Raw genomic sequence first — 14,230 nt, forward strand, 5'->3', positions numbered from 1 at the left:
GCCTTCCGCGCTGTCCTGCGCGCGGGCTTCCGCGCTGCGTTCCGCCGGTGGGCCGAAGCCGCCGCCGCCGGGGGTGGCGATCTCCAGCAGGTCGCCGGGCCGCACGCTCACCTGGTCGCAGCCGGCCAGCTCCTCCACCCGACCGTCGGCCCGCACCAGCCGGTTGCGCCCCACGGCGCCGTCGCCGCCACCGGCCAGTCCGAAGGGGGCCACCCGCCGGGAGCCCGAGAGGATGGCGACGGTCATCGGCGCCAGGAAACGCAGCCGCCGCACCACACCATCACCGCCGCGCCAGCGCCCCGTGCCGCCACTGCCATGGCGAATGGCGAAGCGCTCCAGGCGCACCGGGAAGCGGTCCTCGAGGATCTCCGGGTCGGTGAGGCGCGAGTTGGTCATGTGGCTCTGCACCGCGCTGGTGCCGGCGAAACCGGTGCCATCCGCCAGCACGCCGGCGCCGGTGCCGCCGCAGATCGTCTCGTAGTACTGGCAGTTGGCATCGCCGAAACTGAGGTTGTTCATCGTGCCCTGGGCCGCTGCCATCACCCCCAGCGCTCCGAACAGGGCGTTGGTCACCGCCTGGGACGTCTCGACGTTGCCGGCCACCACTGCCGCCGGCGGCAGCGGGTGCAGGAGGCAGCCGCGGGGCACGATCAGATCGATCGGCGCGAAGCAGCCGGCGTTGAGCGGGATGGAGCGACCCACCAGACAGCGGAACACGTAAAGCACGGCGGCCTTGGTGATCGCCAGCGGGGCGTTGAAGTTGCCCTCCTGCTGGGGGGAGGTGCCGCTGAAATCGATGCGAGCCCGGCGGGCAGCCCGGTCGATGCGCACGGCCACCACGAGGCGACTGCCGTTGTCGAGTTCGACCGTGTGGTCGCCATCGCAGAGGCCTGCGATCGCCTCGGCCACCGCCGCCTCGGCGTTGGCCAGCACATGGCTCATGTAGGCGCAGACCTCGCCTGTGCCGACGCGGCTCAGCAGCCGCTGCAGTTCGTCCACCCCCAGTTGGTTGGCAGCCGCCTGGGCCTGGAGGTCGGCCAGCAGCTGGTCGGGGTTGCGCACCGGATGGGGGCCGGCCGCCAGGCGCTGCCGCCACCCCGCCGCATCGAACTGGCCCTGGCGCAGCAGCGGCACGTGACGCAGCAACAGTCCCTCCTCCTCGATGCAGCGGCTGAAGGGGGGCATCGAGCCCGGGGTGAGGCCACCCACGTCGGCATGGTGCCCGCGGCAGGCCACGAACAGCAGCGGGTCCGGCCCGGCCTCGGCGGGGAAGACCGGTGTGATCACGGTGATGTCGGGCAGGTGGGTGCCGCCATCGAAGGGATCGTTGCAGGCGTAGGCCTCCCCAGGCGCCAGAGGCGGCACCGTGCCGGCGGCCACGGCAGCCAGCAGGCTGGCGACGCTGTCCCCCATCGAGCCGAGATGCACGGGGATGTGGGGGGCATTGGCCACCAGCCGGCCCGCCCCGTCGAACAGGGCGCAGGAGAAGTCGAGCCGCTCGCGGATGTTCACCGAACGGCTGCACTGGCGCAGCCGTTCGCCCATCTGCTCGGCGATGGCGGCAAAACGATGGTTGTAGAGCTCCAGCCGCACCGGATCCACCGCCTCGGTGGCGGCAGCGTCCGGCACGAGGGCCGCCACCACCGCCTCCCGTTGCAGCAGCAGCTCGCCCCCCGCCAGCACACGGCCGCGCCAGCCAGGCTCCAGCACCGTGGTGCCCGTGGGCTCCACCACCAGGGCCGGCCCCTCGATGCGCTGACCCGCCTTCAGCTGCTCCCGGCGCCACAGGGGCACCTGCCGCCAGTGCATCCCGGCGCCGGAGGCCTCGGGCAGGCAGAGCGGCACCCATTCGCAGGGTTCAGCCTGAGACGACGTTTCGGAGGCCTCCACCTGCGCCTTTGGCGCAGCAGCCTCGGCCCCCGGGGCGCCCACCTCCACTTGAAGTCGCTCCACGATCAGCGGCTCGTCCGGCACCGCAAAACCGAAGCGCTGGCGATGGCGGGCTTCAAAGGTGGTGCGCAGTTCGGCCAGCAGGTCGTCCCCAGTGGTGGCGGGCCAGGGCAGTTCCAGCCCCTGGTCGCTGGCGCGGTAGCGCAGCTCCAGACGAGCCTGCCAGCGCGGCTCCTGATCGGGCGCCAGATCATCAGAGTCGTGCAGATCGGCACTGGCCTCGCCAACCAATGCCTCGATCTCCTGCTCCAGCCGAGGCAGCAAGGCCTCGGCCAACGGCTCCCGCAGAGTGCGCTCACGCAGCAGCGACGGGCGGGCCAGGCCGATGCCATAGGCCGAGAGCACCCCGGCCAGGGGATGGAGCAGCACCCGGGTGATCCCCAGGGCGTCCGCCAGGGGGCAGGTCAGCTGGCCGCCGGCGCTGCCGAAGGTCACCAGCACGGCGCCACGCAGGTCGTGGCCGCGCTGGATCGAGATGCGCCGGATCGCTTCGGCCATGCGCTCGATGGCGATCGTCAGCGCCCCCTGGGCCGCCGCCTCCGGTGTGCCCGCCCCCAGATCGCGGGCCAGGGTCTCGAAGCGCTGCAGCACCACCTCCCGATCGGCCGGCTGGTCGCCGCCCGGGCCGAACAGCCGCGGCAGAGCCTGCACCGGCAGCCGGCCCAGCAGCAGGTTGGCATCGGTGATCGCCAGGGGCCCTCCGCGGCCGTAGCAGGCGGGACCGGGGCTGGCGCCGGCCGAGCGGGGGCCCACCTGCAGGCGTCCGTCCGCCACGTGCAGCACCGAACCGCCGCCGGCCGCCACGGTGTGGATCGGCAGCATGGGCGCCAGCAGCCGCAGACCGCTGATCTCGGTCTCGTTGCTGTGCTCCCAGGCGGCCTCGCCGCGACGGCCGTCGAAGTGGAAGACATCGGTGGAGGTGCCCCCCATGTCGAAGCCGAGGATCGGATCGGCGCCGAATCCAGCGGCCGCCGCCACCGCCACGGCCGCCACCATCCCACCGGCCGGACCGGAGAGGATCGTGTCCTTGGCCTGGAGCAGGGCGGGGGCCTGCAGCGCCCCGGCGGAGGTCATCACTCGCAGCGGCGTGTCGTCCCCCAGGGCGGCGCGCACCTGATCGAGGTAGGCCCGCAGCACCGGCCGCAGGGCCGCTTCCGCCACAGTGGTATCGATGCGGGGCACCAGCCGGGGCTGACGGCTGAGCTGATGGGAAAGCAGCACCGGGGCGAAACCCCGCGCCTCCAGCCACGCCCCCAGGGCCTGCTCATGGCGCGGGTGGCGGCTGGCCTGCATCAGGGCGACCGCACAGCTGCGGTACCCGTCGGCCCACGCCTGCGCCAGGGCCTGCTCCAGCGGCCCATCCAGCTGCAGGGGCTCCACCTCTTCCCCATCCGCCGCCAACCGGCCGCCGACTTCGATCACCCGCAGGGGCAGGGGCTCGGGACGCTCGATGGCCTGGGCGAAGATCTCTGGCCGGTGCTGATCGCCGATGCGCTGCAGATCGGCGAAGCCGCGATTCACCAGCAGCAGCACCGGCGCCACCTGCCGCTCCAGCAGGGCGTTGGTGGCCACGGTGGTGCCCAGCCGCACCTCGGCGACGGCTCCGGGGGGGATGGGTTGGCCAGGGGCCAGGGCCAGCACCTGGCGCAGGGCGGCCACGGCGGGGTCCACCGGGGCTGCGCCATCCGGCGGGCAGGGCGGATCGGAGAGCAGCTTGCGCACCAGCAGCTCTCCATTGGGCGAGCAGGCCACCACATCGGTGAAGGTGCCGCCCCGATCGATCCAGAACCGCCAGCCGGCGCGCGTCACGTTCGCAGGCCCAGGCAGGGACGGGAGGGAAGCACCGGGGGCTGCGTATCTGGTGGCAATCCCAGGATGAACGGACCCCTGCCGTCTGGAAAGCCCGTGGGGCGAACCGGTCGAGCTCCGACGTGACGGATGGCCAGCGACCCTGCTGACCTGTTGTTGCCTCAGCCGTGTTGTCCCATGGCCGGGGGGCTACCTGAGCTGTCTCTTCAGCCAACATTCAGGAGTGGCCACATCGGATACCACATGGCAAACAAAGTTGACCCACAGTGATGCGTATGACTGGCTGCGTGATGCACGATTACATCAGAAACGCATCAGAGATGAAGGTGGATGAATAGGCTATTGCTTAGCCAGTCATAGCTCAGAAAGATAGTTGCAAAGGAGGAACCATTCCAATGAAACGGCGGGCTTTCTGTGCTGCGCCAGCGACCGTCATCGGCCTCACCGCAGTCATCCTGCTGGCCCCCCAGGCTGCTTTCGCCCTGGACTTCACCTTCATCTTTGATGGTGTCGTCGGCACCTTCCGTGGCCTTGAAGCTGGACAAACCACCGGTTTCCCGCCAGCGGAAGCCGCCCTGTCCTTCATGGCGTCATCAGGGGCTCCCGCGGGTCTTTACCCCAGGGCGCCCCTATGCATCTTTCCAGACTGCGGCTTTGTCTCCGTGACCGCCAATGGTTCAGCGTTCACAACCCCTGCGCTCTTCCACGGATTCAACGGGGGTTGGCAACTGTTGATCACCTCCTTCCCAGCCCATGATCCTGGCCCAAGTGTGTGGCCCCTGTATGGATCCCTCACCTATTGCCCCGGCTTTGAAGTGGATGGCGATGCTGAACAGTGTCCGTCGCCGGGCCCGGGGACCGAGCCACGGGCCGGATGGCTCACACCACCCCCGCACCCCGACCCCTGGGACAATGGCGTTCATCCCGGTCATGCGGTTCCTGCCGTCCCCGGCCCGCTGTCCTGGCTCGGCGTCGGCGCCGGCCTCAGGGCCAGCCGCAGGCTGAAACACAGAACCCGCGGCCGCTTCACCGGTAGTTCTCAAACTGCAGCGGCACCTCCAGGTCTTCGCCGCGCAGCAGGGTGATCACCTGCTGCAGGTCGTCCTTGTTCTTGCCGGTCACCCGCAGGCTCTCGCCCTGGATCGCCACGGTCACCTTCTTGATCTGATCACGCACCAGCTTGCTGAGCTTTTTGGCCAGCTCCTGGCTGAGGCCCTTGCGCAGCTTGATCACCTGCTTCACCCGGTTGCCGCCCACCGGCTCGGGGGTCTGCAGATCGAAGATCTTCAGCGACAGGTTGCGCTTGGTGGCCTTCTGGCGCAGCACGTCCACCACCGCATCGAGGGTCATGTCGCTGGCGGTGGTGATCGTCAGGCTGGCCTCCTCCACCTCGATCTCGGTGTTGGAGTCCTTGAGGTCGTAGCGCTGGCCCACCTCCCGGCGCACCTGGTCGACGGCGTTCACCAGCTCCTGGCGGTCGAAGTCGGACACCACGTCGAAGGAAAAGCTGTCGGCCATGGCACGGGCAAAGGCAAAGCAGCGCCAGCCTAGAAAAGAGACCCTTGCCGCCCGCTGCCGATGACCACCTCCCTGCTCAGTCCCGTCCTGGCGGCCAGCATCGCCCTGCCGGTGCTGCCGGCGGCGGCGGGCGGAGCCTTCGCCTGGTCGCTGGTGCTCTCCGCTGCCATGGTGGTGCTCAGCCTGGTGCCCCTGGGGGCCGCCCGCTCCCAGGCCGATTTCAAGCCCTCCGACCTGGCCGCGCCCCGGGCGATGTTCGAGCGGTTGCCGGCCTGGGGCAAACGGGCCAACTGGGCCCACCAGAACAGCTTCGAGTCCTTCACCCTCCACGCCCCGGCCTGCCTGCTGTGCCTGGTGGTGACGCCCGCCGTGCTGGCGGTCTCCCCCTGGCTGGCGCTGGCGGCCTGGCTGCACCCCCTGCTGCGGCTGGGCTACCTGACGGCCTACGTGGCCAACATCCCGCCCGTGCGCAGCCTCTGCTGGGCCGGCGGAATCCTCTGCACCGCCCTGCTCTACAGCGAAGGCCTGCGGGCGGTGCTGCGCAGCTGAGCGCAGGGGCGAGGGGCGGGCCTCAGCTGCCGCCTCTCTCCTGCAGCCCCTTGAGGGCCGCCAGCAACGAGGCCGGGCTCTGGGGATCCACCATCAGCACCGATCCGCCCCTGGAATCAGCCATCTGCTGGCCCATGGTCATCCAGTCCTTGGCCAGCAGCAAGCGCAGGCCCTCGGCCGCCGCCGGATGGGCCTCGATCACGGCGGCCAGCTCGGTGGCGGCCTCGGCCCGGGCCTTGGCGAGCAGCAGCTGCTGCTTGGCCTGGGCATCGGCGTCGAGCATCACCGCCTCCTGCTTGGCCTTGGCATCGAGCACCAGGGCCTCGGCCCGGCCCCGGGCCGCATTCACCTGGGATTCCCGCTCACCCTCGGAGCGCAGGATCGCCGCCCGCTTCTCCCGCTCGGCGGTCATCTGCTGCTCCATGGCCTGCTGCACCCCCTGGGAGGGCTGGATGTCGCGCAGTTCCACCCGGGTCACCTTGACGCCCCAGGGATCGGTGGCCTGATCGAGTTCCTTGAGCAGGGTTTCGTTCACTTCCTGGCGGGTGGTGAAGGTCTGGTCGAGGTCGAGCTTGCCCATCTCGGCCCGGATCTGGGTGAGCACCAGGTTGACCATGGCCGCCTGCAGGTTGTCGACGCCGTAGTAGGCGCGGGCGTGCTCCAGCAGCTGCCAGTACACCACCGCATCCACCTCGATCGAGACGTTGTCACGGGTGATGCACTGCTGGGGGGGGATGTCGAGCACCCGCTCCTTGAGGGATTCGTGGCTCACCACCCGCTCCAGGCCGGGGATCACCAGGGAGAGGCCGGGGCGCAGTTGGCGGTCGTACTTGCCGAGCCGCTCCACCAGCATCGAGCGGCTGCTGCTGGTGACCTTGACGCCGCTGATGCCCAGGCCGGCGAGCACCACCAGCACCGGAATGATGAGCGCTTCCATGCAGCCTTCTTCACTGGCGCAACGCTAGGCAGGATGGGGGGAATGGGAAACGATTCGGTTCCCTTCGTTGTCCTTTCACCAGCCCCGCGCCCGCTCCCATGCCCGCACCCCCGATCCTCTGGCTGGCCCTGGCGGCACTTCTGCTGGGGTTGGTGCTGGTGGGCGCCGACAGCGATGGATTGCTGTTGATCGGCGGCCTGGCGGCCCTGGTGCTCACTCTCGCCGCGGCCCTGGTGCCGATCGTGCCGCCGCTGCCCCAGGTGCTGCTGTTCGCCGTGCTGGTGGGGGCCGGCTACGCCTGGCTGCGGCGCTGGTCGGCCCGGCGCCAGGCGCGGGCGATCCCCCCCGCCGCCCGGGCCGAACTGGCGGAGGTGACCACCGGCTTGGAGGCCAACGGCGAGGGCCGGGTGCGTTGGCAGGGCCAGAGCTGGGCGGCCCAGAATCTCTCCGCGCAGGCCCTGGCCCCCGGCTCCGAGGTGACGGTGATGGGCCGGGAGGGAACACGGCTACAGGTGCTGCCGCGGCAGGTCAGCCTGTCGGAGTGAGCGGGGTCAGTCGAAGAACATCAGGCTGACCACCTTGCCCATGTCCTCAGCGGTGCGGCAGCTGGAGAGCAGGGTTTCGCTGTCGTGGAACGCGTAGCAGATCAGTTGGTCGCAGCGGTTGATGATCTCCTGGTTGCAGAGGCTGCTGGCCATCGGCAGGGGCAGCTCGTCGTTCTCGGGTTTCTCCACCAGATGCAGCACCCGCTCCAGCTGGCTGCGGGATTCCCCGGGCTGGCGTTCCAGGCTCTGGGGCAGCAACACGGTGAGCCGGGCCGGATCCACCTCCAGCACGCTGCGGATCACGGCGGCGTTGACGCCCTGGGCCCCGGAGGTGATCAGGTTGTGGCCCTCCTGGGCCAGGGAGCGGGCCACCAGTTCAACCAGATGGATCGACACCACCGGAACGTGGCGGCTGCCGAGGAAAGCGATTCTGCGTTTGCCCCGGTCCTGGAGCATGGCCAGCTCCTGGGCGAGCGTATCAATCCGGTCCAAGGCCGGAATATCTAGGGACCGGGTCACCCGTTATCGACAACCAACGAACAGAAACTAGCAGCGCCCTCAGGCAGGGACCGCCAGGCGCAGCCGGCCGAACAGCCGTTCGAAGTGGCAGTTCTCCTCCACCAGACGGATCGCATAGGTGGCCTTCACCGCTTCGTGCAGGCGCACATGGCCGATGGCGCCATCGATCACCTCCACGGTGGAGAGAGTGTCGTGGTCGACCTTGAGCACCGGCACCTCCAGTTCCTCGGCCCGGCTGATCAGCTGGGGCAGGGGTTCGCCGGCCCCCGTGAGGATCAGGCACTGGGTGGAGGCCTCCAGGGCCGCCAGCTGGATGTCGGTGCGGTCAGCGCCCGTCACCACCGCCATGTTGCGGCGACGGCGGAAGAACTCCATCGCCGAATTGACGTTCATGGCGCCGATCGAGAGGGTCTCCACCAGCAGGTCGAGGCCGTCGTGGCAGCAGAGCACCGTGGCCTCGAGGCGACGGGCCAGCTCCTCCACCGTGACGCTGCGCAGCAGGGGGCTGCGGGGCATGACCCCCAGCACCGGGATGCCCAGCCGCTCCAGGGCCGGCTGCACCGCCTCCCGCACGTCCGGCACCATGTCCGGCAGCACGGCATTGAGCACCACCCCGGCCAGCAGATCGCCCAGCTGGCGCCTGGCTTCCAGCAGGCCATCGACGCTGCGACTGTCGTTCCAGGGATGCACCAGCAGCACCGGCGCCTGCAGGGCGTGGGCCAGCTGCACCAGGCCCAGGCCGTAGAGCTGGCCTTCGCTGAGACTGCCGGCCCCTTCGAGCAGCACCAGGCGATCGGCGTCGTCGTGGATGCGCCGCTGCAGCAGCGTCAGGCCTTCACCGGGGGTCAGATCCCCCGCCAGCAGGCGCTCGCGGGCGGCCGCCGGTTCGTGCACATGCAGCGACGGGATCAGCTGCTCCTGGGACAGGCCGAGGGTGGCGCCGATGAAGCGGACATCGGGATCCAGCAGGGGGTTCCCCGGCGCCGCATCGGGGAAGTTGTCGAGCGGGTCATCCATGCAGGTGACCAGCGGCTTGCCGAAAGCCAGGGGCACGCCCCCACGGGCGAGCTGGCGGCCGAGACCAAGCACCACCGCCGACTTGCCGCTGAAGGGTTCGCAGGAGCCAATCAGCAGGGGGATGGACATGGGTTGACCTCGCCGGGTCCTGCAGGTGCCGGGCAATCTAGGCAGCACGTCCACCGCAGGCCCATGCCGGACCCGTCGAGCCCATCTCTCACCGTGGCCATCACCGGGGCCAGCGGTGCTCTGGGCCAGGCCCTGCTGCGCCGCTTCCACGACCGCGGTGCGCAGCTGATCGCCCTCTGCCACGGCCAGGCGCCGCTGCAGCTGGCCGGCCCGGACGGGCAGCTGATCCCCCTGCGCCAGGTGCACTGGCAGGTTGGGGAAGAGGCGGCGCTGGAGCCCCTGCTCGAGCAGGTGGACGTGCTGGTGATCAACCACGGCATCAACGTCCATGGCGACTGCAGCGCCGAGGCGACCGGCCGTTGCCTCGAGGTGAACGCCCTGAGCGCCTGGCGGCTGCTGGAGCTGTTCGCCGGGGTTGCGCAGAGGCGCCAGGGGGCGCGGCGGGCGGAGGTGTGGGTGAACACCTCGGAAGCGGAGATCCAGCCGGCCGTCAGCCCCCTGTATGAGATCAGCAAGCGGCTGCTGGGCCAGCTGCTCAGCCTGCGGGCAACGGAGCTGGCGCCAACCCTGCGGCTGCGGCGGCTGGTGCTGGGACCCTTCCGCTCCACCCTCAACCCCGTGGGGGTGATGGGGGCCGACTGGGTCGCCGGCGAGATCCTGCGGCAGGCCGACTGGAACTGCAGCCTGATCATCGTGACGCCGAACCCGCTCACCTTCGTCCTGATGCCGCTGGCCACCCTGAGCCGCTGGGCCTACGTGAGCCTGCTGCGGCGGCCCTGACGGCGGCAGGGTTGGCCGGGCCTAGAAATCGCGGTCGGTGAGGATGTCGCAGCCGTCGGAGGTGACGACAATCGTGTGCTCCCACTGGGCCGAGAGGCTGCCGTCCACCGTCACCACGGTCCAGCGGTCCTTGAGGGTGCGGCAGCCCTTGCCGCCGGCATTGAGGATCGGCTCCACCGCCAGGGTCATGCCGGCGCGCAGCTGCATGTTGGGCAGATCCCTGGTGCGGTAGTTGAACACCGAGGGCTCCTCGTGCAGGTTGCGGCCGACGCCGTGGCCCGTGTAGTCCTCGACGATGGCGTAGCCGTGGGCCTCGACGTGGTCCTGGACAGCGCCGGCCAGTTCCAGCAGGGTGCTGCCGGCCTTGACCGTGGCCAGGCCCTGCATCAGTGATTCCTGGGCCACGCGGCTGAGGCGGCGGGCCTCTTCGGGCACGCCCTCGCCGACGCAGAGGGTGACGCAGCTGTCGCCATGGAAGCCCTCGAAATAGGCGCCGGTGTCGATCTTGACCAGGTCACCGGCCTTGATCACCCGTTTGGCGCTGGGAATGCCGTGGACGACCTCATTGTTGATGCTGGCGCAGATGCTGGCCGGGAACCCGTGGTACCCCTTGAAGCTGGGGGTGGCCCCCATGGCGCGGATGCGGGTTTCGGCATGGCGGTCGAGGTCGCCGGTGGTCATGCCCGGGGCGGCCATGTCAATGATCTCGCGCAGCACCGTGGCCACGATGCGACTGGCCTGGCGCATGATCGCGATCTCCCGCGCCGATTTCACCTCGACACCGCGGCGACCCTTCTGGATGCGGGGGCCGGCCTGGGTGAGAGGGGTGCCGCCGCCCTTGACGCCGTTGGTGCTGGCCAGCAGATCGGCGAACAGGTTCATGCGGTGGGAGTCGGAGCCGGACATTCAAGTTATCAATAGCGTCCCTCCAGCCGTTGGTTCCCCGTGTCCAACCCCACCCCGGCCGCGCCCTCACGACCTGCCACGCCGTCCTGGGGCGTCCGCCTGCGGCAGGCCCACGCCTGGCTGGCGCCGCTGGTGCTCGCCCCCCTGCTGGTCTCGGCCGTCACGGGGGTGGGGTACCGGCTGCTGCGCGACTGGGGCGGACTGAGCCGGGACCAGGCCCATCCGCTGATGGTGCTGCATGAAGGCGAATGGCTCCAGGGCTGGGTGGGCGAAGTGGGTGAGACGCTCTACGTGCTGCTCAACGGCCTGGGGCTGCTGTGGATGCTCGTCACCGGAGGCTTCATGGCCTGGGAGCGGCTGCGGCGGGGCTGGCGGCGGCCTGGGGGGAAGGGGGTCACCTGAGGCGGTAAGGTGTTGGTTTGGCCTGGCGCTCCGAGAACAGGGATGGCAACCGAGATCGATCCGTCCACGGAAGTGGACCTACAAACCCCAGACGCGGAGCCCCAGTCGGTGGAAGCGGAAACGGCGACGGAAACCGTGACGGCTACGGCTGCCACGACGGTGAAGGTGACCACCGGCAAGCTCAGCGCCCGGGCCCTGATCGACGAGTTCGAGGCGGGTCAGCTGAAGAGCGACCTGCCCGAGATCTACGTGGGCGACACCGTCAAGGTGGGCGTGCGGATTCGGGAAGGCAACAAGGAGCGGGTGCAGCCCTACGAGGGCGTGGTGATCGCCAAGCGCCACGGCGGCCTCAACCAGACCATCACCGTGCGCCGCATTTTCCAGGGCATCGGTGTGGAGCGGGTGTTCATGCTGCACAGCCCCCAGGTCGCTTCCGTCAAGGTGGAGCGGCGCGGTAAGGTGCGTCGGGCGAAGCTCTTTTATCTGCGTGACCGGGTGGGTAAAGCCACTCGCGTCAAACAGCGCTTCGATCGCTGAAGCCTGGTTTCTCGGGATTTCATTGCCCGCGTTTCCTTTTCACGCTGTCCAGGGACCATCGCCTTGCGCCGTTAGTTCAGCTGGTAGAACGCAGGTCTCCAAAACCTGATGTCGGGGGTTCAAGTCCTCCACGGCGCGTTCGATGGTCCCATTTGTAGTCTCGTGGTTCCGGACATGGAGTTGGATCTACAACCCGGTGATGTGGTCAAGGTGCTGGAATCAGCGGCCCTTGGCTGGGTCCGGGCCCGGGTGATCCGGGTCAAATCCGGAGGTCGGGTCGTGGTGCAAAGCGACCAGGGGCGGGAATTCACCGCCCGGGGCAATCAGGTGCGCCTGATTGAACCCGCCGGCTTCCGCCCCTGAGGGCCCAGGGTTTTCTGGTGCTCCGGCGCCGCCCTCCAATCCTGCTTTCCCGGCAATCAAGCACCATCTGCCCCGTGCCCGGCACGGGGCTTTTTGTGTGGCCATCGGCACCCTGCTCTCGCGCCAGCCAGCGTTAACGGGCTGCGTTGACGGGAGGACGGGTGACGATGGATACTTCCCTAGTCGGCGTCCGCGCCGTCGCGATCGCCCATCGGCGCCGGATCCACCCCTCGGGGCGATTCGAGCCTCGAAAGTCGGTCTGGGACTGTAGTTCAATCGGTTAGAGCACCGCCCTGTCACGGCGGAAGTTGCGGGTTCGAGCCCCGTCAGTCCCGTTCTCACCATCTGGAGCCGCTTCCGTGCCCGCAACGGTTCCTGTACGCGTTCGGCTGGCCCCCAGCCCCACCGGCACTCTGCACATCGGCACCGCCCGCACGGCGGTGTTCAACTGGCTGTTCGCCCGCCACCTGGGGGGTGCCTTCCTGCTCCGCATCGAGGACACCGACCGGGAACGCTCCAAGCCGGAATTCACCGAAAACATCCTCGATGGCCTGCGCTGGCTGGGCCTGAGCTGGGACGAGGAGCCGGTGGTGCAGAGCGAGCGCATCGCGGCCCACCGGCAGGCCATTGAGCAGTTGCTCGCGAGCGGCCACGCCTACCGCTGCTACGCCAGCGATGCCGAGCTGGCGGCGATGCGGGAGCGCCAGCAGGCCGAGGGCCGGGCCCCCCGCTACGACAACCTGCACCGCGACCTCAGCGCCGAGCAGCAGCAGGCCTACATCGCTGAGGGCCGCGAGGCGGTGGTCCGCTTCCGCATCGACGACGGCGCCACGATCACCTGGAGCGATCTGGTGCGGGGCGAGATGCGCTGGGCGGGCAGCGACCTGGGCGGCGACATGGTGATCGCCCGCCGGGCGCCCGCCGATGCCATCGGCGACCCCCTCTACAACCTGGTCGTGGTGGTGGACGACGCCGCCATGGCGATCAGCCACGTGATCCGCGGCGAGGACCACATCGCCAACACCGGCAAGCAGCTGCTGCTCTACGCCGCTCTGGGGCTGACGCCGCCCCAGTTCGCCCACACTCCGTTGATCCTCAACCAGGAGGGCCGCAAGCTCTCCAAGCGCGATGGCGTCACGTCCGTGGGCGACTTCCGCGCCATGGGGTACACCGCCGAGGCCCTGGTCAACTACATGACCCTGCTGGGCTGGTCGCCGCCGGAGGGGATCGGCGAGCGCTTCAGCCTGGAGCAGGCGGCGGCAGTGTTCTCGTTTGAGCGGGTGAATCGGGCCGGGGCACGCTTCGACTGGGACAAGCTCAACTGGCTCAATGCCCAGGTGCTGCATGGGCTGGCGGCCGGCGAGCTGCGCCAGCGGCTGCAGCCCCTCTGGCAGGCCCGGGGCTGGGGCGAGGTGGCCGGCGCCGACGCCGCCTGGCAGGAGGATCTCTGCGCCCTGCTGGGGCCCTCCCTCAGCCTGCTGGCGGACGGGGTCGACCAAGCCGCGCCCTTCTTCACGGCCCCGGAGCCGGATGAGGCGGCCCTGGCCCTGCGGGCCGACGCGGGCAGCCGCGGCGCCCTGAGCGCCCTGCTGGAGCGGCTGCCTGAGGGCCCGCTCGACGCCGAGACCGCCCAGGGGCTGCTGGCGGAGGCCGCCAGCGCCGCCGGCGTCAAGAAAGGGGTGCTGATGAAGGGGCTGCGGGCCGCCCTGCTGGGCAGCCTCAAGGGGCCCGACCTGCTCACCACCTGGCTGCTGCTGCACCGGCTGGGCAGTGACCGGGAGCGAATCGCCGCCGCCCTCTGACGAGCGGCCTGGCGGGCGCTTCAGTCGTCGAGGGCGCCGTAGATCGGCTCCACCCGGATCGCCTGGACGCTGCCGGCCCGCAGCACGAGGAATTCGCTGGTCAGGTCGCTGATCGGCACGTTGACGAAGGCATCGAGGGCCGCCGCGTTCAGAACACCGCCGTACCAGCTCTGGAAGTCTTCGAGAGTGTTGAAGTGCACCTCCTGGTGGTGACCGCCGATCAGGAACAGGTGAATGGCGTAGCGGCGGGGGGTGCGGGCCATGGAGCAGCGGCTGCGGCTGAACGTTCACAGGATGGCCCATACGGCCGCAACAGGCTCGCCGCCGGCTGGTAGAGGGGATGGAGCGGGGCCCCCGACGCGGTGAGGCCCAGGCAGACGAGCCGCGGCTGGTGGGGGGCCAGCAGCTCCAGCACCCGGGCGTCCTGGCCCAGCCGTCGGCCGCCGTTGCCCCAGCCCAGCCACACC

At 69.7% G+C, this 14,230-nt stretch carries 16 protein-coding genes and 2 tRNA genes; 9 read left to right on the forward strand and 9 right to left on the reverse strand.

Going from position 1 to position 14,230, the window contains the following annotated elements:
- The 3 genes from VB739_RS14385 to VB739_RS14395 form a co-directional block, all read right to left on the reverse strand.
- On the reverse strand, positions 1-3,759 hold a 3,759-nt coding region (locus VB739_RS14385; protein WP_323357723.1), incomplete at its 3' end, for a hydantoinase B/oxoprolinase family protein.
- 314 nt (positions 3,760-4,073) lie between these two features.
- Entirely contained in the window at positions 4,074-4,304 is a 231-nt protein-coding gene (locus tag VB739_RS14390) for a hypothetical protein (RefSeq protein ID WP_323357724.1), read from the reverse strand.
- Between the two features lie 481 nt (positions 4,305-4,785).
- Positions 4,786-5,277 (reverse strand): YajQ family cyclic di-GMP-binding protein, encoded by a 492-nt coding sequence (locus tag VB739_RS14395; protein ID WP_323357725.1) that lies wholly within the window; start codon positions 5,275-5,277, stop codon positions 4,786-4,788.
- A gap of 60 nt (positions 5,278-5,337) precedes the next feature.
- On the opposite strand from VB739_RS14395, the gene VB739_RS14400 reads away from it, so the two are divergent.
- Positions 5,338-5,826, forward strand: a complete 489-nt coding sequence (locus VB739_RS14400; protein ID WP_323357726.1) for an MAPEG family protein — start codon at positions 5,338-5,340, stop codon at positions 5,824-5,826.
- Between the two features lie 22 nt (positions 5,827-5,848).
- On the opposite strand, the gene VB739_RS14405 is transcribed toward VB739_RS14400, so the two are convergent.
- Positions 5,849-6,763: a stomatin-like protein gene (locus VB739_RS14405; RefSeq protein ID WP_323357727.1), complete on the reverse strand. Its 915-nt coding sequence runs from the start codon at positions 6,761-6,763 to the stop codon at positions 5,849-5,851.
- A 98-nt stretch (positions 6,764-6,861) separates the two neighbouring features.
- On the opposite strand from VB739_RS14405, the gene VB739_RS14410 reads away from it, so the two are divergent.
- Positions 6,862-7,308, forward strand: coding sequence for an NfeD family protein (locus VB739_RS14410; protein ID WP_323357728.1), 447 nt, complete (start codon positions 6,862-6,864; stop codon positions 7,306-7,308).
- A gap of 6 nt (positions 7,309-7,314) precedes the next feature.
- Here the strand turns inward: VB739_RS14410 and VB739_RS14415 are convergent, their stop codons facing one another.
- Together VB739_RS14415 and VB739_RS14420 are read right to left on the reverse strand one after the other, a co-directional pair.
- Entirely contained in the window at positions 7,315-7,827 is a 513-nt protein-coding gene (locus VB739_RS14415) for a DNA recombination-mediator protein A (RefSeq protein WP_323357729.1), read from the reverse strand.
- A 39-nt stretch (positions 7,828-7,866) separates the two neighbouring features.
- Entirely contained in the window at positions 7,867-8,973 is a 1,107-nt protein-coding gene (locus VB739_RS14420) for a phosphotransacetylase family protein (RefSeq protein WP_323357730.1), read from the reverse strand.
- A gap of 63 nt (positions 8,974-9,036) precedes the next feature.
- Between VB739_RS14420 and VB739_RS14425 the strand changes: the two genes are divergently transcribed.
- On the forward strand, positions 9,037-9,753 hold the full coding sequence (locus VB739_RS14425; protein ID WP_323357731.1) for an SDR family NAD(P)-dependent oxidoreductase: 717 nt from the start codon (positions 9,037-9,039) through the stop codon (positions 9,751-9,753).
- 21 nt (positions 9,754-9,774) lie between these two features.
- Here VB739_RS14425 and map read toward each other — a convergent pair whose 3' ends face one another.
- On the reverse strand, positions 9,775-10,635 hold the full coding sequence (gene map, locus VB739_RS14430) for a type I methionyl aminopeptidase (protein WP_323357737.1): 861 nt from the start codon (positions 10,633-10,635) through the stop codon (positions 9,775-9,777).
- Positions 10,636-10,698: 63 nt separating this feature from the next.
- Here map and VB739_RS14435 point away from each other — a divergent pair, with 63 nt between their 5' ends.
- The 6 genes from VB739_RS14435 to gltX all read left to right on the forward strand — a co-directional run bounded on the left by VB739_RS14435 (position 10,699) and on the right by gltX (position 13,763).
- The gene (locus tag VB739_RS14435) at positions 10,699-11,061 is read left to right on the forward strand and encodes a peptidase (RefSeq protein WP_323357732.1); all 363 of its coding nucleotides are present in this window, start codon (positions 10,699-10,701) and stop codon (positions 11,059-11,061) included.
- Between the two features lie 42 nt (positions 11,062-11,103).
- Entirely contained in the window at positions 11,104-11,598 is a 495-nt protein-coding gene (gene rplS / locus VB739_RS14440) for a 50S ribosomal protein L19 (RefSeq protein ID WP_323357733.1), read from the forward strand.
- A 65-nt stretch (positions 11,599-11,663) separates the two neighbouring features.
- A tRNA-Trp gene (locus VB739_RS14445) sits at positions 11,664-11,736 on the forward strand.
- Between the two features lie 36 nt (positions 11,737-11,772).
- Positions 11,773-11,961 carry a hyperconserved protein Hcp gene (locus tag VB739_RS14450; RefSeq protein ID WP_006043540.1) on the forward strand — a complete coding sequence of 63 codons (189 nt, stop codon included), beginning with the start codon at positions 11,773-11,775 and terminating at the stop codon, positions 11,959-11,961.
- 261 nt (positions 11,962-12,222) lie between these two features.
- A tRNA-Asp gene (locus VB739_RS14455) sits at positions 12,223-12,296 on the forward strand.
- Positions 12,297-12,320: 24 nt separating this feature from the next.
- Entirely contained in the window at positions 12,321-13,763 is a 1,443-nt protein-coding gene (gene gltX / locus VB739_RS14460) for a glutamate--tRNA ligase (protein WP_323357734.1), read from the forward strand.
- A gap of 20 nt (positions 13,764-13,783) precedes the next feature.
- Here gltX and VB739_RS14465 read toward each other — a convergent pair whose 3' ends face one another.
- Together VB739_RS14465 and VB739_RS14470 are read right to left on the reverse strand one after the other, a co-directional pair.
- Positions 13,784-14,026 carry a hypothetical protein gene (locus VB739_RS14465; RefSeq protein ID WP_323357735.1) on the reverse strand — a complete coding sequence of 81 codons (243 nt, stop codon included), beginning with the start codon at positions 14,024-14,026 and terminating at the stop codon, positions 13,784-13,786.
- Positions 13,984-14,229 (reverse strand): DUF1643 domain-containing protein, encoded by a 246-nt coding sequence (locus tag VB739_RS14470; RefSeq protein WP_323357736.1) that lies wholly within the window; start codon positions 14,227-14,229, stop codon positions 13,984-13,986. The genes VB739_RS14465 and VB739_RS14470 overlap by 43 nt, the downstream gene beginning before the upstream one ends.
- Between the last annotated feature and the right edge of the window lies 1 nt (position 14,230).

Origin of the sequence: Cyanobium gracile UHCC 0281, from assembly GCF_034931305.1 — a bacterium.
Classification (GTDB): Bacteria; Cyanobacteriota; Cyanobacteriia; order PCC-6307; family Cyanobiaceae; genus Cyanobium; species Cyanobium gracile_A.

Bases quoted from the DNA above. Each gene is read 5' to 3' on its own strand.
- VB739_RS14395 (WP_323357725.1), bottom strand. From the start codon at position 5,277: ATGGCCGACAGCTTTTCCTTCGACGTGGTGTCCGACTTCGACCGCCAG.
- VB739_RS14400 (WP_323357726.1), top strand. From the start codon at position 5,338: ATGACCACCTCCCTGCTCAGTCCCGTCCTGGCGGCCAGCATCGCCCTG.
- VB739_RS14405 (WP_323357727.1), bottom strand. From the start codon at position 6,763: ATGGAAGCGCTCATCATTCCGGTGCTGGTGGTGCTCGCCGGCCTGGGC.
- VB739_RS14410 (WP_323357728.1), top strand. From the start codon at position 6,862: ATGCCCGCACCCCCGATCCTCTGGCTGGCCCTGGCGGCACTTCTGCTG.
- VB739_RS14420 (WP_323357730.1), bottom strand. From the start codon at position 8,973: ATGTCCATCCCCCTGCTGATTGGCTCCTGCGAACCCTTCAGCGGCAAG.
- VB739_RS14425 (WP_323357731.1), top strand. From the start codon at position 9,037: ATGCCGGACCCGTCGAGCCCATCTCTCACCGTGGCCATCACCGGGGCC.
- map (WP_323357737.1), bottom strand. From the start codon at position 10,635: ATGAACCTGTTCGCCGATCTGCTGGCCAGCACCAACGGCGTCAAGGGC.
- rplS (WP_323357733.1), top strand. From the start codon at position 11,104: ATGGCAACCGAGATCGATCCGTCCACGGAAGTGGACCTACAAACCCCA.
- VB739_RS14450 (WP_006043540.1), top strand. From the start codon at position 11,773: ATGGAGTTGGATCTACAACCCGGTGATGTGGTCAAGGTGCTGGAATCA.
- VB739_RS14465 (WP_323357735.1), bottom strand. From the start codon at position 14,026: ATGGCCCGCACCCCCCGCCGCTACGCCATTCACCTGTTCCTGATCGGC.